At 33.4% G+C, this 21,008-nt stretch carries 23 protein-coding genes; 9 read left to right on the top strand and 14 right to left on the bottom strand.

Features of this window, described 5'->3' with window-relative positions:
* Window positions 1–344 precede the first annotated feature (344 nt).
* From ACW9JY_RS09050 to ACW9JY_RS08990, 13 genes are all read right to left on the bottom strand, one after another.
* Entirely contained in the window at window positions 345–1,130 is a 786-nt protein-coding gene (locus tag ACW9JY_RS09050) for a DUF4895 domain-containing protein (RefSeq protein ID WP_457284112.1), read from the bottom strand.
* Window position 1,131: 1 nt separating this feature from the next.
* Window positions 1,132–2,856, bottom strand: coding sequence for an excinuclease ABC subunit UvrC (gene uvrC / locus ACW9JY_RS09045; RefSeq protein WP_457284111.1), 1,725 nt, complete (start codon window positions 2,854–2,856; stop codon window positions 1,132–1,134).
* A 178-nt stretch (window positions 2,857–3,034) separates the two neighbouring features.
* Window positions 3,035–3,568, bottom strand: a complete 534-nt coding sequence (locus ACW9JY_RS09040) for a DUF501 domain-containing protein (RefSeq protein WP_457284110.1) — start codon at window positions 3,566–3,568, stop codon at window positions 3,035–3,037.
* A complete protein-coding gene (locus ACW9JY_RS09035; protein WP_457284109.1) occupies window positions 3,535–4,383 on the bottom strand; it encodes a 50S ribosomal protein L11 methyltransferase in 849 nt (282 codons plus the stop codon). The genes ACW9JY_RS09040 and ACW9JY_RS09035 overlap by 34 nt, the downstream gene beginning before the upstream one ends.
* Before the next feature lies 1 nt (window position 4,384).
* Window positions 4,385–4,921, bottom strand: coding sequence for a folate family ECF transporter S component (locus tag ACW9JY_RS09030; protein ID WP_457284108.1), 537 nt, complete (start codon window positions 4,919–4,921; stop codon window positions 4,385–4,387).
* 15 nt (window positions 4,922–4,936) lie between these two features.
* Window positions 4,937–5,767: an alpha/beta hydrolase gene (locus tag ACW9JY_RS09025; protein WP_457284107.1), complete on the bottom strand. Its 831-nt coding sequence runs from the start codon at window positions 5,765–5,767 to the stop codon at window positions 4,937–4,939.
* A 28-nt stretch (window positions 5,768–5,795) separates the two neighbouring features.
* Window positions 5,796–7,124: a tRNA (N6-isopentenyl adenosine(37)-C2)-methylthiotransferase MiaB gene (gene miaB, locus ACW9JY_RS09020; RefSeq protein ID WP_457284106.1), complete on the bottom strand. Its 1,329-nt coding sequence runs from the start codon at window positions 7,122–7,124 to the stop codon at window positions 5,796–5,798.
* A 62-nt stretch (window positions 7,125–7,186) separates the two neighbouring features.
* A complete protein-coding gene (gene rpsB, locus ACW9JY_RS09015) occupies window positions 7,187–8,047 on the bottom strand; it encodes a 30S ribosomal protein S2 (protein WP_457284105.1) in 861 nt (286 codons plus the stop codon).
* A gap of 111 nt (window positions 8,048–8,158) precedes the next feature.
* Window positions 8,159–8,506 carry a ribosome silencing factor gene (gene rsfS, locus ACW9JY_RS09010; protein WP_103079391.1) on the bottom strand — a complete coding sequence of 116 codons (348 nt, stop codon included), beginning with the start codon at window positions 8,504–8,506 and terminating at the stop codon, window positions 8,159–8,161.
* Between the two features lie 161 nt (window positions 8,507–8,667).
* Complete coding sequence (glmS, locus tag ACW9JY_RS09005) at window positions 8,668–10,506, bottom strand: glutamine--fructose-6-phosphate transaminase (isomerizing) (protein ID WP_457284104.1); 1,839 nt, start codon at window positions 10,504–10,506, stop codon at window positions 8,668–8,670.
* A gap of 15 nt (window positions 10,507–10,521) precedes the next feature.
* Complete coding sequence (plsX, locus tag ACW9JY_RS09000) at window positions 10,522–11,502, bottom strand: phosphate acyltransferase PlsX (protein ID WP_103079256.1); 981 nt, start codon at window positions 11,500–11,502, stop codon at window positions 10,522–10,524.
* Window positions 11,503–11,506: 4 nt separating this feature from the next.
* Complete coding sequence (gene rpmF / locus ACW9JY_RS08995; protein ID WP_103079255.1) at window positions 11,507–11,689, bottom strand: 50S ribosomal protein L32; 183 nt, start codon at window positions 11,687–11,689, stop codon at window positions 11,507–11,509.
* Between the two features lie 27 nt (window positions 11,690–11,716).
* Entirely contained in the window at window positions 11,717–12,280 is a 564-nt protein-coding gene (locus ACW9JY_RS08990; protein ID WP_457284103.1) for a YceD family protein, read from the bottom strand.
* 67 nt (window positions 12,281–12,347) lie between these two features.
* On the opposite strand from ACW9JY_RS08990, the gene ACW9JY_RS08985 reads away from it, so the two are divergent.
* Window positions 12,348–12,581: a hypothetical protein gene (locus ACW9JY_RS08985; RefSeq protein ID WP_457284102.1), complete on the top strand. Its 234-nt coding sequence runs from the start codon at window positions 12,348–12,350 to the stop codon at window positions 12,579–12,581.
* On the opposite strand, the gene ACW9JY_RS08980 is transcribed toward ACW9JY_RS08985, so the two are convergent.
* Complete coding sequence (locus tag ACW9JY_RS08980; protein WP_457284101.1) at window positions 12,559–13,053, bottom strand: hypothetical protein; 495 nt, start codon at window positions 13,051–13,053, stop codon at window positions 12,559–12,561. The genes ACW9JY_RS08985 and ACW9JY_RS08980 overlap by 23 nt on opposite strands.
* 196 nt (window positions 13,054–13,249) lie before the next feature.
* On the opposite strand from ACW9JY_RS08980, the gene ACW9JY_RS08975 reads away from it, so the two are divergent.
* From ACW9JY_RS08975 to ACW9JY_RS08940, 8 genes are all read left to right on the top strand, one after another.
* Window positions 13,250–14,452 (top strand): hypothetical protein, encoded by a 1,203-nt coding sequence (locus ACW9JY_RS08975; protein ID WP_457284100.1) that lies wholly within the window; start codon window positions 13,250–13,252, stop codon window positions 14,450–14,452.
* 158 nt (window positions 14,453–14,610) lie between these two features.
* Window positions 14,611–15,057 carry a hypothetical protein gene (locus tag ACW9JY_RS08970; protein ID WP_457284099.1) on the top strand — a complete coding sequence of 149 codons (447 nt, stop codon included), beginning with the start codon at window positions 14,611–14,613 and terminating at the stop codon, window positions 15,055–15,057.
* 131 nt (window positions 15,058–15,188) lie between these two features.
* Window positions 15,189–15,644, top strand: coding sequence for a hypothetical protein (locus tag ACW9JY_RS08965; RefSeq protein ID WP_457284098.1), 456 nt, complete (start codon window positions 15,189–15,191; stop codon window positions 15,642–15,644).
* Between the two features lie 189 nt (window positions 15,645–15,833).
* Window positions 15,834–17,318: a COG1470 family protein gene (locus ACW9JY_RS08960; RefSeq protein WP_457284097.1), complete on the top strand. Its 1,485-nt coding sequence runs from the start codon at window positions 15,834–15,836 to the stop codon at window positions 17,316–17,318.
* Entirely contained in the window at window positions 17,315–18,481 is a 1,167-nt protein-coding gene (locus tag ACW9JY_RS08955) for a type II secretion system protein GspD (protein WP_457284096.1), read from the top strand. The genes ACW9JY_RS08960 and ACW9JY_RS08955 overlap by 4 nt, the downstream gene beginning before the upstream one ends.
* The gene (locus tag ACW9JY_RS08950) at window positions 18,478–19,557 is read left to right on the top strand and encodes a hypothetical protein (protein WP_457284095.1); all 1,080 of its coding nucleotides are present in this window, start codon (window positions 18,478–18,480) and stop codon (window positions 19,555–19,557) included. The genes ACW9JY_RS08955 and ACW9JY_RS08950 overlap by 4 nt, the downstream gene beginning before the upstream one ends.
* Window positions 19,558–19,651: 94 nt before the next feature.
* On the top strand, window positions 19,652–20,683 hold the full coding sequence (locus ACW9JY_RS08945; protein ID WP_457284094.1) for an AfsR/SARP family transcriptional regulator: 1,032 nt from the start codon (window positions 19,652–19,654) through the stop codon (window positions 20,681–20,683).
* A 12-nt stretch (window positions 20,684–20,695) separates the two neighbouring features.
* Window positions 20,696–20,959, top strand: coding sequence for a hypothetical protein (locus tag ACW9JY_RS08940; protein WP_457284093.1), 264 nt, complete (start codon window positions 20,696–20,698; stop codon window positions 20,957–20,959).
* The last annotated feature ends 49 nt before the right edge of the window (window positions 20,960–21,008 follow it).

The following is a 21,008-nucleotide window of genomic DNA, read 5'->3' as shown; positions in this document are numbered from 1 at the left end:
CCTGTGACCCTTTTAAAAATCAAAAGTTTATTTTAATGCGTTTATTATAAAAATTTCTTCTAAAAGTAATTTTAAACCCTTTTTTGCCCCGCAGCCCGCCCTTCTAAAGGGACCTACGGTCCCTAACCTAAAAGGGGTGGAGGGCTCCGCCCTGTGACCCTTTTAAAAATCAAAAGTTTATTTTAATGCGTTTATTATAAAAATTTCTTCTAAAAGTAATTTTAAACACTTTTTCGCCACACAGCCCACCCTTCTAAAAGGGACCTGCGGTCCCTAACCCAGATGGGATGGGGAAGAGCTCCGCCCTGTAACCCTTTTAAAACAAAAACCTTGGTGTTGAACCGTTATAATTGAATTTCTAATTTATTAATTTGATCGACTATTTTAGCGGTCTTTTTTATAAACTGATCATAAATAGATTTGAAATCTATATAAAGGATACGCTCTGCAGGTACTTTGAATACGGCTAATGCTGGAGCTTTAACTTTCATCTCTGGGAGCTTGTAAGAATTTTCTAAAAAATCATATCTTTGAAGTACTTTTTCTTTTAATATTCGTCCAATTTCTATATATATGGATACTTCTGAACTGCTTATATAATCAGGAACTCTAAATAAAACATGAATATCCTTCAAATATGGAAAATAAAATATGTCATCATCCCATTGCTTGTAATGTTCAATTATGAATTTCAATTTCTCATCTGTTATGTTCTGATGGAGAGAAATGTATTCTTCTCCCTTTAACTTTTCGGAAAATATAAGTTTTTTTATGAGTCTTTCGTTTCCCCATACCCTGTAAGATGTAATTTTAAAAGGCGATTGTACAATACCAAATGCCGTATTGGGTTGTACTATTTTATTGTATTGTCTTGATAGTTCTGTGTATTTATTTACTAATATATCAGAATCATTGTAATACGTAGGGTATAGGACGCTCATAACTTTTCCTGGTTTATCAGGTCCAAAAGTTTCAAAAACTCTTCCGTCTTCATCTATAAAAATACAGTAGACTGGAAATTTATCTTCGTTATCGTAAACAGTACCAAAGAAAAAATGTTGAAACTCCTCGGCTAAAAAGTTCTTGTATTTATTTAAGTAATTTTTGGCAAATTTGATTAGTTCTTCCAAATCATTTCTCTCCTAAACTTTCTTTTATTCTTTTCGCAATTTTTTCACTTTTAACGACTTTTGATATTTCTTCAGTTGATGCTTCCAATACTTTTTGAATTCCTCCAAAATGCTTTATTAATTCTTTTTTCCTCTTTGGACCTATACCATAAATATCATCCAATTTGGTTTTTTCGAATCGTTTACTTCTGAGACTTCTGTTAAAACCTATGGCAAATCTATGAGTCTCATCTCTTACGTATATAAGTAATCTTAAAACTGGATGATCCAGAGGTAAGTGAAGATCGGGTATATCACCTGGTAAAACTATCCTTTCATCTTCTTTGGCAATGCCGACAACATCCACATCTTTTAAAGAATAGCCGATTTCTTTTAGTGATTCTACAGCCGAATTTACCTGTCCTTTTCCTCCATCAATGAATAACAGATCAGGTAATTCATGCTTTTGATATCTTCTTTTTATAACTGTTCTGATACTTTCAAAGTCATCTGGCGCTTTTATATTATCTAAACGATACTTCCTGTATCCTTCTTTTTTGGGCTTGCCGTTTTCGAAACGCACTAAAGATGCAACGGTATATAATCCTTGAAGATGAGATATGTCTATCCCTTCAATAATTTTTGGCTCTTTTTTCAATGAAAGTATCTCTTTTGCCTGTTTTAAGGCATAGCTTAAGTCTTTTTGCCTTTTGATTTCTTCTTGCAAATTTGTATAAGCCATTTCGTATATTTTAGAACTTTTACCAATCTTTTCTATCCTTTTTAAGCCTTTTTCTTTAAGAAAATCCAAGATTTCTGAAGAAATTTCTTCTTTGTATAGTGTCGATATCAAAGAAGGCGGCTCATTCTTTCTTACAATATAGTATTGATACAAGAACTCTTCTAACGTTCCTTCCATTGTAAAGGAAAGCTTTGAAATTAAGTATCCTTTTCTTACTATTAAAACTAAATAAACTGGAGGTTCATACATTATTATATCTAAATTTTTTCCGTTTTTGTATTCAACAGCTACTTCTTCAAATAAATTTTCTAATTTGAACAGCGTGTCACGCATCTGAGCAGCTTTTTCATAGTTTTTTATTTTGGCATAATCTTTCATGGCTTTTTGAAGATAGTTCTTCACTTCTTCAATGTCTCCTGATAAAACTTTTTTAACCTTTTCCACTGATTCTTGATATACCGTTTCGTCTACGTCCTTGTAACATGGACCATAACATCTTCCTAAATGGTAAAGGAAACATGGTTTGCTTTTTCTGCTTAAATCTCTGTCACAACTTCTGATCTTATAAACACTTTGCAGTACTTCAATAACATCTTTTACAAATTTCACATCAGAATATGGGCCATAGTATTTACCCTTTTCTTCTTTTTTTGTTCGAACGTATTTTATCTTGGGAAATTGTTCATCCGTAACTAAGATATATGGGTACACTCGTGTATCTTTTAGCATTATATTGTATTTTGGCTTATGAACATAGATGAGGTTGGCTTCTAATATAAATGCTTGATTTTCATTTGAAGTTATTATGTAGTCTAAATTTACAGCTTTTTCTAGCATTTCATAAGTTTTTTCATTGCCTATGTAATTTTTCTTGTTAAAGTATGAAGAAACTCTGTTTTTTAAGTTTTTTGCCTTGCCTATATATATAGGATCACCTTTATTGTTTTTAAAAATATATACCCCTGGTTTTTTAGGGATGTTTTTTAAAATCGATCTGTCTATCATAGGTTGTTTCGCCTCCATACGTTAAGGGGCTTCGCCCCTTAAAAACCCTAAAATCTTTATTTGATTTGAAAAGTCTTTCGTGTAAAGCTGCAATAAGGTATTACTTTGAGATATTCAAAAGTTGGTTTTAGCGCCCCTTTGCCCCGCTCCCCACCCATAAGGAATCTGTGCTTACCCCTTAAGATCCTAGTTTTTCACATCTTTTGTCATCACAATATTTCTTACTAATATAACGATCTACTATTTCCCCCACGGGATTGTTCTTTCCGACTAAATAAGATGCATAGTGTAAATGTAAGCACTTTATAGTAGAAAAATCCTCAATCCCACCTATTCCCCTTTCTTTTAACTTCTTAATCATGTTTTCAGAGAGGGAATTGATTTTTTCTCCTAATAACTTCATTCTTTTTTTTATTTCTTCTTTGTGAGCATGGATCATTTGTTGCCTTAATACTGGATCATTTTGTATAATCTTTTCTATTTCCGTGATTTTTTGCTGTGCTTCCAACTTAGAAACTTCTTCCACTAAATAAGGACAAGTTAACCAGTAAAGAGTAGGAAAAGGCTTTCCATCTTTTAAAGGAAAGCTCTTTATTACTTGAGGATAGCCGTAAATGCATCTTTTTTCTATAGTTAATACATTACTTACACCACGTCCCAATTGTTTTTCAATTATTTTTAAGTCTTCTTTTGAAACAACAATGCTATCCAAGAACCGTCCTCCGTTCTATCTTTCAATACTAAATTCACTTCTTTTGCTTGTTCAATAACAGATTTCTCTTTGCTTTCAATTATACCAGAAAAGATCACAAATCCTTTTTCTTTAAGTACTTTATCAAATTTAGGATCTTTCATTAACTGTATCAATACTTCAGCCACAATATTAGAAACTAATATGTCGAATCTTTCATGTTCTCCAACAGCGCTTAACAAATCTGATTCTCGTATTTCAATATCAACATCGTTTAAATTAGCTGTTTCCTTAGCTTTTTCTATAGCTAAAGTATCGTTATCTAAAGCCAAAACGCGATTAGCTCCAAACTTTTTGGCCAAAACCGATAATATCCCACTGCCTGTTCCAACGTCTATAACATCTTTGCCTATGCAACCAGATTTTCTCAAAAGTTCAGCCGCCAGTTTAGTTGTTGAATGTAAACCGGTACCAAAGGCACTTCCCGGTATTACGTTCAATACTATTCCAGGTTTTTCTATTTTTTTATCGGAAAAAGGGTTAACCCAGACCCCGTCTATAAGTTCAAAAACGTTTATTGTTTTTTTCCATTCTTCTAACCATTGTGATTCTTCGGTGATTTCTTTTGAAAGCAATCTTAAACCATACAGGGAAAGTAAATCCAAAATATCCTTGATTTGCTCTTCCTTCTTGACATACAACTTCAGAAAAGTTTTTGAACTTTCTACATCTTCCTCGATGTAAAAGGAATTAAACCCATATTTTATAAATTGATCAATTATCTTTTCTTCCTTGTTGGGTTCAAATTCATAAATAAACTCATAATATTTATCCATATTATTGTTTCTCCATCATTTTTTGAATTTGAGGAATCCTAGTGAGTAATAACAGCATTATAAAAGCATTCAAAAAGAATGAAACCACATAGCCACCTAAACGTGGGGGCATAAGAACCGCATATGAAATACCAAACGCTTGATGAAGAAAGAATGGCGTTAAGGTAATTCCTACCGCCTCACCTAAACCACAAGAAACGGCTAATGTCCAATAATTGATTCTTCTTTTAAAAAAGTACTTAAAAATTATACCCGGAATCAAACCGTGTAAAGCTGAGGTTAACGTGAATTGGGGAAGGAAAGCTCCCATTGGATTTATCCAATAACCAATCAAATCAGATAAACCTCCAACAATAAATCCATCCAAAGGCCCAAAAATAAAGGCTGAAAGAAACATAGGAATAGTTCCAAACCCAAATCTAATAACTTCAACATTACCTATGGGAATTCTAATCGCTAATAACCTTGACAAAAGTATGGATAGAACTATAAACAAAGAATTCATTACTAATCTATAGGTGCCATTTTTTTGGTCCATAAATTCACTCCTTACTTAATGGATTATAAGCATGTTTTTCGCAAAGAACCTTAATACTTCTTTTATTTCTTGGCTCCAAAGAAACCAATTATGATCACCAGGTTTTATAAAAAGAGTTGAAGATATGCCGTTTACTCTTAATTCATGGTGCAGTTCAGAAGCACCTAAATATAGGTAAAAATAATCTTCACTTCCACAAGAAAGATAAACCGGAAGCTCTAATTCGCTTTGTTTCAAGTTTTCTATGTAGTTAAAAACATTCTCTTTTTCCCATAACTCGGAATCAAAGGGCCAACCAAATGCATCATGATAGTAATCTTCTCTGACATTAATTTCATTCCCATCTAAATCGACTTCTTTTTCAGGGGGAACTTCTCTAGTTATTCCCCCACTTAAACTTGCAACAGACAAAAATAACTCGGGATACTTAAATGCCAACCTTAAGGCACCGTAACCCCCCATGGATAGTCCAGCTATGAACCTCGAAGAGCGTTCGTTGTAAACCTTATACTGCGTTTCTATATGTTGAATCAGGTCTTCAATCAAAGCGGTTTCATAGTTCTCCCCCGTTGGAGAATTAACGTACCAACTGTTCTTGGCATCAGGCATCACAGCTACAAAAGGTGGAATTTCATTGTTATTTATCATTAAATCCAAACTTTGATCTACTCTACCTTTTCTTAGCCAACTCGTTTCGTTTCCCCCATGTCCATGCAGTAGATAAATAGTCGGATATTTCCTAGTTTCAATGTCGTATTTAGGCGGGAGATAAATAGAATATTTCATATCGCTTTTTAGTGCTTGGCTATAAAACGATAATGATTCATAGACTTTTCCATGTGTCAAGTGTGAACACTCCTTTTTCTATATATTATTAAACGCTCGTGTAGTTCGTCTTCACGACCTCTCCATACAATGGGCCCGGTGTAATCTTATTGATCTTTACTTTCAAAAATTCGCCGTTCAATTCTTCATTACTTTCGAAGATTATTAATTTATTGTTCATAGTTCTTCCCATATAAGTACCATTTTTACCTGCTTTTCCTTCTTGAATTATAATAACTTCTTGTTCAAGATACTTTTCATTTTCTTCAAGGTTTATCCTTTTTTGTAACTCCATCAGATATTGCAATCTTTTATTTTTAATATGTTTAGGAACATCATCTTTTTGATATTTATAAGCTATGGTTCCTTCTCTTGGAGAATATTCTGCGATATTTATCCTCTCAAATCTACACCGCTTGATCAAATCTACCGTTTCTTCAAAATCCTCATCTGTTTCAGATGGGAAGCCTGTTATAAAATCACTGGATACTGTAACGTTAGCTACTTCTTTCTTTACCTTATTTACAAGTTCAATGAACTCTTCTCTTGTGTATTTTCTATTCATCGCTTTGAGAATTTTGTTGCTCCCTGATTGAGCTGGAAGATGGAAATAATTTGCCGCTTTTTCCTCATTTGCTACAGTCTGTATCAAAGAGTCTGTTATATCAGATGGATAAGAGGTTAAAAACCAAATTCTTTTTATAGAATCAAATTCTGCTGCCTTTTGTATGAGCAAATCCAATTTAGATTTTTTGTCCCCAAAGTCCTTACCGTAGGAATCAACATTTTGACCTAAAAAGGTTATTTCTTTGTAGCCTTTTTTTGCATAACTTTCAACTTCTTTTATTATATCTTCCATAGGCCTACTTTTTTCAAAACCTCTGGTGTATGGGACTATACAGTATGTGCAATATTTATTGCATCCGTATATGATAGTAATCCAAGCATGGTGTTTACTTGAAGTCATCTTTGGAATATCGTAACTGACATCATTTAATTTATCGCTAAAATCAGCGAACCTTTCGCCATTTAACGCCCGTTTTATCAAATTTGCTATGTCTATCACATTTCTAGTGCCAAAGACAAAATCCACCTTTTTAAACCTTTCAAGTAAATGCTCCCTTTCTTTTTCTGCCGAGCAACCACCTACACCCAATATTAAATTCTTGTTTTCATCTTTTAGTTTACCATAACCACCTATGGCTCCATACATCTTATTTTCTGCTTTTTCTCTAACAGCACAACTGTTTATCAATATTATATCGGCTTCTTTTGGATTTTCAGTCCATTCGAAACCTTCTTCTTTCAAAAGACCTGCCATTATTTCACTTTCGTTTATATTCATTTGGCAACCAAATGTCCTTATGTAAAATTTCAAAATTATCACCTCTTACAAAAAAACCGGGAGCAATCCCCCGGTGTATTATGTACAACCAAAAATTAAAATTTTCCGTCTTCGTCTTCTTCTTCTGAGGAAACGAGTTCTTCTTCCTCCTCCTCTTCTACTTCTTCGGCGTAACTAGCGTATTTCTCCTCGGCTGCTAGTTTTTCGTCTACTTCATCCACTTCTTCGTCTTTTTCCTCTCCCGCTTCGCTACCTTCTTCGAGGGTTTCTATTCTGCCTTCTTTTCCTTCAATAATCGCATCGGCCATTTTTGAGGCAATAAGCATTATGGTTCTAATAGCGTCATCATTTGCGGGAATAACGTAATCGATAAGATCAGGATCGCAATTAGTATCCACCGTTGCTATTATAGGTAATTTAAGTAAATTTGCTTCTTTAACAGCGATCTCTTCTTTTTTGGGGTCAATAATGAATATTATATCCGGAATTTTTTTCATTCCACGTAAACCACCCAAGTTTTTTTCTAATTTCTCCAAATTTCTGCGTATGGTGGCTTGTTCTTTTTTGGGTAGTTTTGAAAACTCTTCACTTTCAACGTATTCCGTTAATTGCTCCAATTTATCAATTCTTGATTTTATTGTCTTGAAGTTAGTTAATAAACCGCCAAGCCATCTGTTGTTTACAAAAAATTCTCCACATCTGCGTGCTTCATCGGCAACGATTTGCTGCGCCTGTTTCTTAGTTCCAACAAATAATACTCTTTTCTTTTCCATGACTGAATTTTTCAGAAATTCATAGGCATCATCAATACTTCTTAAAGTCTTTTGTAAATCAATAATATGAATCCCTTTTCTTTCAGTAAAGATATAAGGCTGCATCTTGGGATTCCATCTTCTCGTTCTATGACCAAAGTGAGCTCCTGCTTCAAGTAACTGTTTCATACTTACCGCTGACACAAAAATACACCTCCGTAGATGTTTGATTTGGTTTTCTAACCTCCACCTTCCTTTTTTTCACCGACCCTTTTACGGGCACCGAGGTGAAAAACGAAAGATATGAGTGTTATTTTACATTACCGTTCTATTTTGTTCCCCCCAAAGTCCTTCTAAATCGTAGAATTCTCTACTCTCTTCAGAGAATATATGAACTATAAAAATACCAGCATCGATTATCATCCAATCGGTACTTTGACCTTTATCGTAAAATGTTATGGGTATATCTTCGTCTTTTAGATACCTGACTACTTGGTCTCTTAATGCCACTCTATGTGGTTCTGAATTTCCTGTAACAATGACAAAGTAATCAACCATCAACTCAGAATCTTCCATGTCAAGTACTACAATATTTTCTCCATCTTTCTCTTCTAGCAATTCTACTATTTCTTTAACGGAATTCAAAACATCAGTTTTTAACAAAAATTTACCACCTCCACTGGAATTTTTTTACTTTTTTAACATTTCTAAATTTATTAGCGCCCCTTCGCCCCGCAGCCCGCCCTTCTAAGGAAGAGTAAAAGGCTTTGCCCCGTAGCCCGCCCCATCTAAGGATAAAGGTGTATTTACCACCTCTACTAAAATTATTCAACTGTGACACTTTTTGCCAAATTCCTTGGTTTATCTGGGTCCAATCCTTTTTGTACCGCTATGTAGTAAGCAAACAGTTGTGTAATGGGTGCAACTACTAACGGTATTAAAGGTTCGGAAATAGAAGGTACATCGATGTAATCATCACATATTTTTTTTGCTTGTAGATCATCTTTTGGGGTTAAAGCTATAACTCTTGCCCCACGCGCTTTTACTTCCATAATGTTGGAGATCATCTTCTCTCTCAACTTCCCTGTTGGGACTATTGCAAAAACTGGAAAATTACCATCCAATAGGGCTATTGGACCATGTTTTAATTCACCCGCTTGATAGGCGATGGCATTGATATAACTGATTTCTTTTAATTTTAAAGCACCTTCCAGAGCGGCAGGAAAACCAAAAACCCTACCTATATACATCATATCTTTGAAGTTTTTATACTTCTTTACTAACTCCATCATGTGACCGTTTGTTTTATCTAAGATAATCCTAAACAATTCTGGCATCTTCTCAATGGTTCTCATTATGTCATCCAGCTCTTTGTTTTTGTAACCTTTCCAATAGATAAGTTGGGCAACTAAGGTGTAAAGCAAAACTATCTGTGCAGTATAAGTTTTTGTTGCGGCAACCCCTATCTCCGGACCAGTGTTGAGATAAAGAACTGCGTCAGATTCTCTAGAGATAGTGGAACCGACTACATTACTTATAGCTAATACATATGCACCCTTTTTCTTTGCTAATCTGACCCCCTCTAGCGTATCTATAGTCTCCCCAGATTGAGATATAGCCAACACCAAAGTATTACTATCTATTGCTGGATTCATGTATCTGAACTCTGATGCAACCTCTATGTCAAAATCAATATCTGAATATCTATTCATGAAGTATTTTGCAGCCAAACCGGCATGATAACTCGTACCACATGCAACTACATACACCTTTTTCATTTGGTTCTTAACAAAACTTTCTAAAGATTGTACTTCTTTTATCTGTGGTTTTCCATCTTTTAATCGACCAACCAAAACAGATTCTAATGCTATCGGTTGCTCAAAGATTTCTTTCAACATGAAATGTGGATATCCTGATTTTTCTGCCAATGATTCATCCCAGGTTATACTTATTGGTTTTTTCTCAAGGGGAACCCCATCTAAGTTAAATATTGAATAACCTTTAGGAGTTAAAATGGCTATCTCACCGTCATTCAAAAAGTTCATCTCTTTTGAATATTTCAATAAAGGAGTGACATCTGAAGCTAACATGGTTATATTTTCATTACTTGAAATCACTAAAGGGCTACCTTTTCTTGCAGCTATGATTTGATCGGGTTTGTCTTTATGAACAACCGCAATAGCATAAGCACCTTCCAGTTCCTTCAAAGCTCTTAAAACTGACTCAAAAAGATCTCCGTTGTATTTATCTTCTATCAAATGAGAGATAACTTCGGAATCCGTTTCTGATTTAAAGATATGACCTTTAATTTCAAGACCTGTTCTCAATTCTTGAAAGTTCTCTATGATTCCGTTATGTACAACAGCTAACTCTTCTTTACAATCCAAATGCGGATGAGAATTTTGCTCCGAAACAATGCCGTGCGTTGCCCATCTTGTATGGGCTATTCCAGAATAAAAGCTTTCTTCTAATAACCCTTCATTTAATAGTAATTTTTCAATTTCGCTAATTCTTCCTGGCTTTTTTAAGTATTTTATAGAATGATTTACATTGTAAGCTAAACCTGCGGAATCGTAACCCCGATATTCAAGTTTTTTTAACCCAGAAATAAGTTCTTCAACTTTTACTTTTCTATCTGAAACAAACCCTACTATCCCACACAATTTTTAAACCCCCTCTTAAATCTCAATCTTTTTGATCAAGTCAAATTTAGCCGCACGGTAAGACACATACAATGCATTCGCTATCGCTTCAGCATCTGAAGATCCATGCGCCTTGACTAAAACACCGTTAACTCCCAAAAAGAATGTTCCTCCATAACTTCTATAATCAATCTTACTGACCAAAGACTTTAAGGAACCTTTTAGAAACAAGGCTCCTAATTTTGTGAATAACCCACCTTTTTTAATAGTTTCTTTCAATTCGTGTAGGATAAAATAAGCTGTGCCTTCCATAGTTTTTAACACGTTGTTACCAGTGAATCCATCTGTAACTATTATATCACACGTGTCATCAAACAGTTCACGTGCTTCTACATACCCAACATAATTAAAAGTCTTTTCTTCTTTTAACAAATTAGAAGCTTCCCTAACTATTGAATTTCCTTTTTCGTCTTCAGAACCAATGTTTAAAATCCCCACTCTCGGATTTTCAAGATTCAAAAATTTAGCATAAGCTATTCCTTCTCTTGCAAAATCGTAAAAGTGTTCAGCCTTTACTTCGGCATTCGCCCCTGCATCTACTAAAATTTTTGGTTTATTTGATTTAGAGGGAAGCGCCAAAACCAAAGCAGGCCTTTTTATACCGGGAAGCCTACCAGCAACAAAAGTACCACTTGAAAGCAACGCACCGGTGTTCCCCGCACTCACAAAAGCATTCAATTCTTTATTTTTCAACATTTCGCAACCTACGTACATGGAAGATTCCTTCAATTTCAAAACTTCTGTTGGTTTTGTTTCGTTACTAACCGAGTTTTTGGCTGGTACAATTTTTAAATTTGATATTTTATCTAAATCTTCCTTTGAAATTTCATTTCCCACTAAAACCAATTCTTCAGGGGAAAGAAACTTATTCTTCAAAGCAAAAAGTACGCCCTCAACAACAGAGTGGGGCGCATTATCACCGCCGTATAGATCTATACCTATTTTTACACTGTCCATTGGCTTATTCACCTATTTCTAAGATTTGTTTATCACCGTAATACCCACAATTCAAACAGACACGATGCGGTAATTTTGGCTCTCCGCATTTTGGACATTTTACAACGTTAATCTTGTATGCAGAGTAAAATTTTGCTTTTCTTGAATGTGTTCTACTTCTTGAAGGTTTCTGTTTTGGTGTTGCCATCTATGTTTCCCCCTTTAGTATTTTGTATTAATTTAATTTTTCGTTATCCAGCAATTTTTTTAATGTTACAAAACGTGGGTCAATCTCCTCTGTTTCACAAGAATGATCTGGATTTTCGTTTAAATCAGTCCCACAGATAGGACATAACCCTTTACAATCTTCTCTACACAGTGGAACCTCTGGTACTGATAATATTATAGTCTCTATTACTCGATTTGTCAAATCTATTGATTGGCCATCATAGTAAATAAGGTTGTCTAACGTTTTCAAACGCTCAGTTTTTGACAAATACTTTTCAAAGTTCCTACTTAAATAGACTGCCTCAAAACTTTCTTCTATCCAGTACTCAATGGGTTTCAAACATCTCGAGCAATGAAGCTGGACCATAGTTTCAATTTTACCAGTTACTAATACACGACTTTCTCCTTTCTCCAAAGAAACATTGACATCTATCGGGGCAAGTATCTTTGCCTTTTCAGAAGGTAGTTCAATTTCTTTCCAATTTCTAATGATGATGTCTCTTTCTAATATCTTTTCAAAAGATTCTAATTCAATTATAAGGTTTTTATTTTTTAATTCTTCGTTAAACATTATTCTCACCTCAGCCGTTTTATTTTACTTCAAAAAAGTTTATCAAATACAAAATAATTGTTAATTTTTGAATAATAAAAAAGAGGCAGGGATCAACCTACCTCTCGAACGTTTGCTGCAGTATTTATCTTTAAACTACACGGAAAATTTTCCTTCATTGGGTGGAATGCTGGACAAAGACTTTTATTTTTTCCTTAGAAGGGCGGAAAACGTGATGAAAGGGCAAAGAACCTTTTCCTTGTGGGCGGGCTGCGGGGCTAAGGGGCGCTTAATTATCTTTAAACTGCAGGGGAAACTGTGAAAACAAAATTTCCAACCTTATCGTTGTATTCTCCGCTTTTTAAAAGTGATTCTTTTATTTCGGGATTGCTATCGAGTACTTGTTGAAAATTGAATCCCACTTGAACAGTTTTTTCAATAACTCCATACAATGATTCGTTACTATCAATAGAATAATTATAACTGCTATTCAACAATTCAAACAATGCTTGGTTCTGTTCGTTAAAACTACCTTCTTCGGCATCAAATTCAACCTTAAGTTCAAAAGCTGTATTTGCTACGATTTTTACCTTAACCTCTTCACTTTTGTTTTCAGGAGATGACAAATCTAATTCATATTCTAAACTCTCTTTATCAGCAGAGTCAATTGCAGCATAGCTGGGAACACTGATATAAACCGGGATATTAACACTATCAGAAGTTTGAGAAAAAGAAATAACGCTTATATTCATAACAAACAAAATTATTAACGTTACGAAAATTGTCTTTTTCATTACACTCACCACCTCTAATAAAAGTCTAGTAAAATTATACTAAATAAAAATAAAAATGTCAAGTCTTTTATTATTTTTTTAAAGCTCATTAAAAGCTAATTATAACCATTTTTATTGAATTTTTATTGGAAAAATTAAAATTATTTGTACAAAATGAGGTATAATTTAGAAAGAAAATTATTAGGAAGTGATTAAAATGAAGAAAATAATTGTCTTTTTAACTTTTTTGTTCATAACTATAAGCATATTTTCAACAAACAATTATTTCGAATTCAAATTAGATGAGGGCCATTACAAGTACCAGCAAATACTAGTTGATGTTAAGCAATCGAGCGTTTCTCGCGTAGAATTACAACTAGATAGTGATTACGAATTTCTTAAAAGTTATTTCAACCTTTCAAGTTGGGGAAGTGGAAATACTTATACAATACAACTAGGGTTTAATGTCCAAACATTCTGGCAAAATAATAACCAAAAAATTCTAGCAATGTTTAAGAATGGTCTTTTATCTTCTTCAGGCACAAAAATAGGAGAAGTTTTGCTTTTTGACTCAAACGGGGACCAGTTAGATTTTGTTGATATTTATTTTGTAGTCGATGACTTTTTTGTGGACTATAACGTTTCAAACGATATAGTTTTTGAATTCTCCCCGCCTTATCCAGGTAGTGGGCCATGGTACGATCAAAAAATTTCTAAACTATCTCTAAAGACTAACTTACTTCCCCTTCATGTTTATGTTGGCGTAGATTATTTAGATGGATTTGATTTTCTATCTGAAGATAGTTATTTACAATTTTTAAGTTCTCCTAATATTTATTTAAATAATCCAAATGTAGAGTTCGACGTAAAAGTTGGCTCTAATTTAGGTAAGCTATTCAACAATTATGGAAGTTTATTACAAGAAAAATATCTTGAGGCTGGGTCTCCTAAAGAAGGTCTTCATGTTGCAGATGTTGTTGTATTTATCCCGATGGAAGGGGGGTATTTTAATTATTTAGCTATTCCTATTTACTTTAAGGTACCTGAACCTGTTATAAACTTCATCATTGGAGGAGAAGGCAGAATTCAACTAACTTTTGACCTTGCAAATCCTCAGAATAATATCATTTCTTCAGTTCCCGTACACATTGAATCAACTTTGCCAAAGTACGATATTTATCTTTCATTGGATATTTTTGACAGTTACAACTTTTTGGAAGATTATATTATATTACAAAATGAGGAAGTAATATCCGTAGAGAATGGTAATACCGATTTTCACATTGAAATAAAGGCGAATTTTGCTGATTTGTGGAACGATAAACGCGAACTAATACTATCCCTTTTTGAAAATAAAGTTATCACCGTCGATGAAATTATCCACATAGGGGATGTCTATATTACTCTTTCGGCTTCTTGATAACTTCCTAAATCTTTCTCTTATTTTTTGTTTTTTCTTACTATTTTTTTGCAAAATTCTTATTGTATTTTTATTAAAATTAATTGTCATCTTATTACCCTGAGTATAATTAAATTAGAATTAGCTTTCTAAAAAATTAAGTCAGGGCGTGAGGGCTATTGGTTCAAACGTTAAAATATACATTAATTTTTAACATCATTATCATCTCATCAATCTCATTTTCTATAAACAAAGAGACTACCGTCCCTATATATTTAACGGTACCTGAATACTTGAAAATTACAGACTTTAGTAAAACACAGTTGGACTTATATGCTGATGCCTCCAATTTTCACGACACAGTAGCAGCTAGTTTAACTTTTAATGTAGAATCCAATGTAAATTATTATTTAGAGGCTGAATTCACGGTACTTGAATCATTAGATAATAATATACAAAATTCAATAGAACATAATTATAATTTATCGGTATCAGGTCCTGATGAAGGAACTCCTGGGATCCAAAGTTATTCTTTAACTTTTGAATTATATGTTCAACAGCCGTTTATATACAAGTTTGAGGGAGGCCAAATTGGTGACATCCTACTCACAGCATCGAACTACTGAAATTGTAACATAAATTCTGATTGTATTTTTATTAAAAATTATTATGGTTTTATTATAGCAAGTATAATTAAATTAAAAAAGCATAATGAAAATAATTCAAAAAACAAAAATTTTAAAAGGGGCGGCGAAGTATGAAAAAAGTTTTAGTTTTGGTAGTTTTGATGATGGTGATGTTGGTTTCAATTTCAGGTTTGGCACAAGTTTCTGATTCCGTTGATGTTCCTGTGTATTTAAATGTTCCTCAGTTTGTGAGATTGTCAGTAGATCCTACAAGTCCTGATAGCCAGTTTGATTTAGTATTTGATCCAGCAAATCCCGCGAATCCTTCAGACACTGTAAAGCTCTTAGCTGAGGCAAATGTTAGTTACAATGTTACTGCTAGCCAACCAGCACCTGTGATTGGTTACGAAGATTGGGCTAACTTATTACAAATATCCATAGATTCAAGCGTAGCGGGTTATGGCGCAGCAGGAAATGTTGTTTTTGATGTTACTGCAACACTTGACGTTCTAGGTAACTTAAATTTAGGTGCACTCACCACAACCACCAAGATCGCTGATGTAACCTTTACCATATCCGCACCTTAAAAGTTTTAAAGAACATTCATAAAAAAATACGTTCTAGTTTTCAATTACCCCTTTTTACAATTAGAGCACATAAAAAGGGGTAATTTTATTAATATTTAGGTGCAACGAGTTTTAGTGAATAAAATATCAAAGATTCCATAATTATGAATTATGGTATAATAGACACAAAAAAGGGGATAGGTATTAATTATGAAGAAATTTTATATTCTATCATTTGTTTTTTTACTTTTTACAACTTTTTCTTTTGCTCAGATAACCGTTTCGCCTTTGTCCGTTGAAAAAGACGTCAGGGCAGGGGAAGAATTCATTGCCACTATAAACGTCATTGGAGGCAACACCACACAAAACGTCAATATAGAGCTTTATCAAATAATTCAGAACATTGATGGAAATTTTGATTATGTAGAAGCAACTCCAGATAACTTTCTATATTCAAATTGGATTGAGTTTCCAAACTCCATTACCGTTTCTCCACGTTCGACAACACCTGTCGATGCTGTTGTAAGCATACCTTCTAACGCTCCTTTTGGAACTTACAATTTTATCCTCATGATAACCCCAGAAGTTGAAACGAGTGGAACGATAGGAATAATTATAAGGTATGCGATAAGAATCACAGCTCACGTACAAGGAACCATCATAACAAAGGTAGAAGTTGAAGACGTCAAAGTCGTTCCAGATGAAGAAGGCAAACCAGTAATTGAATCTACAATTGCTAACGGTTCAAGTTATGACCTCGTGATTTCTACTGAAGCTATCTTGAGAGATAAATCGGGTAGGATGATAGAAAGATTACCTTTAAAATCTCCTTACATGGAAAATAACAATATAACCGCCCAAAGAATAATAAAAGGGAATAAAGTTGTATTTTCAGGTAAACCCAAGTACTTGTTAGCTCCTGGAGAATACAAGGTAAACCTCTTCGTTAACTACTCTAACAGGCAAAGAGTTTTTACATACGATATAAACGTTCCTGAAGAAGGCTTCAATTTCACTCCTCCAACGGAACTTGCGCTTATACTAGACAATACAGAGTTCAGTTATGAACTTTATCCTGGTGCCGTAAAAACCTTTGTTATAAATCTACAAAATATGTTTAATCAAAACGTGACAGTACAAGTTGGTGGAGAAGAATTTGCGAGTTTACCTAAAGATAGATCCTTACTATCATGGATTACTTTGAGATCTCCATCATCTTTTACAGTTAACGCTCAAGGAACCTCGAGAGTTATTCTTTCAATAAATGTACCAAAAGAAGTAGAAAATGGTGCATACTATGGCAAAATCGTTTTAAATGCGTACGAAGAATCGGGAGAATTTTTATCTCAGAAAAAGGTCAACGTTGAGACCGTTATAGGTGAAGTAAATTATAATTTTGAGCTTACCAGCTCAAATTATGAAAAAATAGAAGGCAGGGGAATTTTCAGTGCTATGATCAAAAATACAGGGGAGAGATACATAATCCCTAAAGGAAGTTTGAGTATTCTAGACAACGATGGTGTAAGTATAGGTGTTTACGATTTTCTTCCATCTAGTCAAGAGTGGTTAGTACCAAACCAAGAAACGATGTTGATTGGCGAAATACCAATTTTAGAAGAAGAAGGTTATAGATACATCCTTACTATTTATAACAATGAACAAAGGTTAAAAGTCTTCGAGGGGGAGTTAATGTGATAAAAAGTATATTAAAAAGAACACTAACTTTGGCTCTTTTATCATTTATGTGTTTATCAGCTTTCTCTCAAGAAAGTACTGCTCCAAAAGTGACTGCTACTTTTTACAATACAGATTTAGTAGAGGCTTTGAATGAAATATCTCTTCAAACGGGGGTAACTATTTTAACCGATCAATACGTGAGTGGTTTGGTCACAGCGGATTTTGTAGAAATGGATTTAGAAGAGGCGTTGAATATACTTCTACTCCCGGGGGGCTATTCTTACAAAAAAATTGATGAAAATGTTTATTTTGTGGGATTAGCTGATCCTCAAAGCCATAATTTTTTGAACTTAGCAGAAACCCAAGTTATTTCTTTGAATTATATTTCGGTTGATAAATTTTTAAATTTGATCCCTGAAAATCTACACCAATACATAAAAACTAACGAAGAAACTAATCAAATAGTTGTGTATGCTCCACAAAATACAATAGATTATATAAAAGATTTGGTTAACAACTTGGATAAGAGAGAGCCATATATTGAATTAACAGTCTATATCGTTGAGACAAACGAAAGATACTCTGATCTGATAAAGGGCAATGTATTCAACATAAACCAAGAAGGTACAATAAACAGTTTTTCTCTTAACAGTCCGGTAATAGGATTTTCGATACAAGATCTTTTTGAGGCTGAAATAGAGATGTACGAAAAGAACGAAACTGCAAATTTGGTTACTAAACAGGTTGTCAACGTTTTACCAGGAGAACCAGCGCTATTAAGTTTGAAGAATTCAGAGAGTATCGTTTTTACTACCTACAGAAACGAATTTAGAAATATTGAGAGTGGAATAGAAATAGAAATGACTCCAACTATGATGAATCAAATTCTTCAACTTTCTTTTAAGACAAAAACATCAAACTTGATGGAAGTTACAAGAGATAGCTATTTACTTTCAGAGTCAGAGTTGGAGACCAAGATCAATTTAAACCCCAACGAAATTTTATTGATCGCTGATTTGGACTTGAGCCAACTTTATTCAAAAAGTGGGGGAACGCCACTTCTGAAAGACCTGCCTTTTTTTAGGTTTCTATTCGGTGATAACCAAAATAAAGACGAAAGTAAACGGATGATGATATTTTTAACTGCTACCCCAACCTCTGAAGGGGTTGATCAAAAATGAAAAAGTATATCTATCTTTTAATACTCTTCGTTTTGATGTTCCATACTTTTGCATTTTCACAGAGTTCTCAAATGTATAATTACTCAATATACTCTGTTTTGAAGAATGATAGCAGAAGTGAAACGTTGCTCGGTAGTGTGGCTGTTATTCAAGGTTATACTTTCAATTTTGATTCAAAAGGTAATGTTGAGGCTACTTTTGAAATTACTCCTCTCAATGACTTGGGAGATCAGGTTAGAACAAAAATTATTCTAGACAGTGTGAATATGCACTTTGAAAATACTATCGACTTATTGAAAAACAATAAAAACTATGTCACCTCTATTTATTATTTAGAAGGGAACGAAGAAAAGACGTTGGACATCTATCTCCAAGTTAACAACGTTGAAAAATTAGAATTCACAGATCAAAAAGAATTTTCAAAAAAGAATAAAATTGCTCTTAAAACTTATTACAACCAATTTACTTATTATGAAGATGAGTTCATTACCGAAACAGAAGTGGAATTAAATGATTTAGTTTTCTTTGGCATGAGTAACTTACTTGATTACAAAAATGGGGGTTACTATGTAGGACTCATTTTTAATGGAATGAAAGTTGGTGTAAACTATCAAAATGAGACCTTTTATCTTTTTTTGAACGATAAGACATACATAGACTCTATTGAATTCGAGGGGGTATTTGTTCCTTACATATTTTCCAATAACAGCCTTGATTTCAAAGGAGATTTTGCATTCACAGCAACTAAAAACTTCCCTACATTTAAAATCTTCGATTTAAAAGATACACTTACCAACGAAGAACAAGGTTTTTATTTGGGAGAAAAATTAGCACAAGCGTTGAATTTTGAAGTTCTTGGATTTTACCTTGGGGGAGAGCTTAAAAAATTGGCTGTGAATATGAACAACAACTTTTTTGTTGGCTTAGATTTGAGTTATTTGGAAAATCATTATGGCTTCTCCTTAAAAGGAGGCATTTTGAATCAAATATCCAACTTCAAATTTGAGACCTTAGGCGGTTATAACTTTGTTTCTAACACATTTTCTTTTTCTCTTGTATCCTCGTACGAATTTTAGTAAATATACATCGATTTAAATATGTTAATATTTTTGGGTTTATCATCAAAAGTGTTAAAATATTAATAGATTAAGTATTAAGGGGGCATACCCTATGTTAAATATCTATATGTTAGGGGATTTTAAAATCTTTCTTGATGATAAACCAATAGAAAATTTAAAATCAAGGAAAGCCAGAGAAATTCTTAAATATCTTATACTCAACAGAGGTCAAAAGGTTTCCGTTTTTGAATTGTACGATCTATTTTGGCCCGGTTTCGATGATGAAAGTGCGAGGCAAAATTTAAACACTACATTATATTATATTAGAAAAAATTTGGGATTGAGCAGCGACGAATTAACTTTGCAAGAAGATTTTTGTTTATTTTCGAAATCAAATGATATCTATATCGATTTGGAAGAATTTTTAGCCTTAAGCGATGAAAGTTTTAAAGAGAAAGAAATCAATAGACGTTTGTTTTTGTTCTCAAAGGCGGTTAGTTTATACAAAGGCGAGTTACTACAAGAAAATGTTCAGGAGGAATGGGTAAGAGAAAAAAGGGAATATTTAAAACGAATATATGTTGATATGTTAATTGAAATGGGTAACATTCACCAAAAAATGAACAATAAAATCGATGCACACTATTATTTCCAAAAAGCTTTTTATTATTCACAAAGAGAAGACAGTTGGTTAAGATTGATTAAATTCTACACAGAAAACAATGAACTTGAAAAAGCTAAGGGTTTGTTCAACGAATACAAAGATACTTTTGAGTATGACGAAGAATTTCCATTCACTGTAAACAGAGTAAATAACCAAGAACAACCAGCATTTTACGAAAAAGACGGCAACCTTTTATGCTCAGAGTTATTTGATATAGTTCTCGATCTTGAAAAAGTTAAAAGAGATAAAGATCACCTATTGGTGGAGATTAAAATTCATTCTTCTTTTGACAACGAATTAATTAATGAATTGAAAAAGATCATAAGGCAAGAAGACTTAATAAGTTATAATTCTGAACATATATATATTTTATTTCGAGGAATTAAAAACCTTTCTGATAGTAGAGAAATTGTTGTTAAAAAGATCAACAATCTTTTAAATGAAAAAGGTTTCAAATACTCTATAATAAAGGTAGAATAAGGGTGATAAGGGGTGACTGAAATAAACGAGAATTACGAAAAACTTACAGGGGTAGAGAAAGATTTCATACTGTCTCAACTTCAAAAAAAGTTAGAAGAATCAAAAAACGAACCCTTTGAATTTATCGAAGCAAACTTCCCTTCTTACATTTTAGATGACTTGAATGATCTTATACTTATTATGGATTGTGATAGAAAAATTGTTTTTGTAAACAAAAAGATCAATAATTTCGGTTTTTCGAAAAAAGATTGGTTCTATCACGAAAATAGTGGGTAATTAAGCTGGAGTTAAATTAAGTTTACCAAGGGCAATAAAGATAGTGATT

The organism is Petrotoga sp. DB-2 (genome assembly GCF_054051725.1).
Note: the sequence above shows the minus strand (reverse complement) of the source record. Positions and strands in the feature narration are given on the sequence as shown.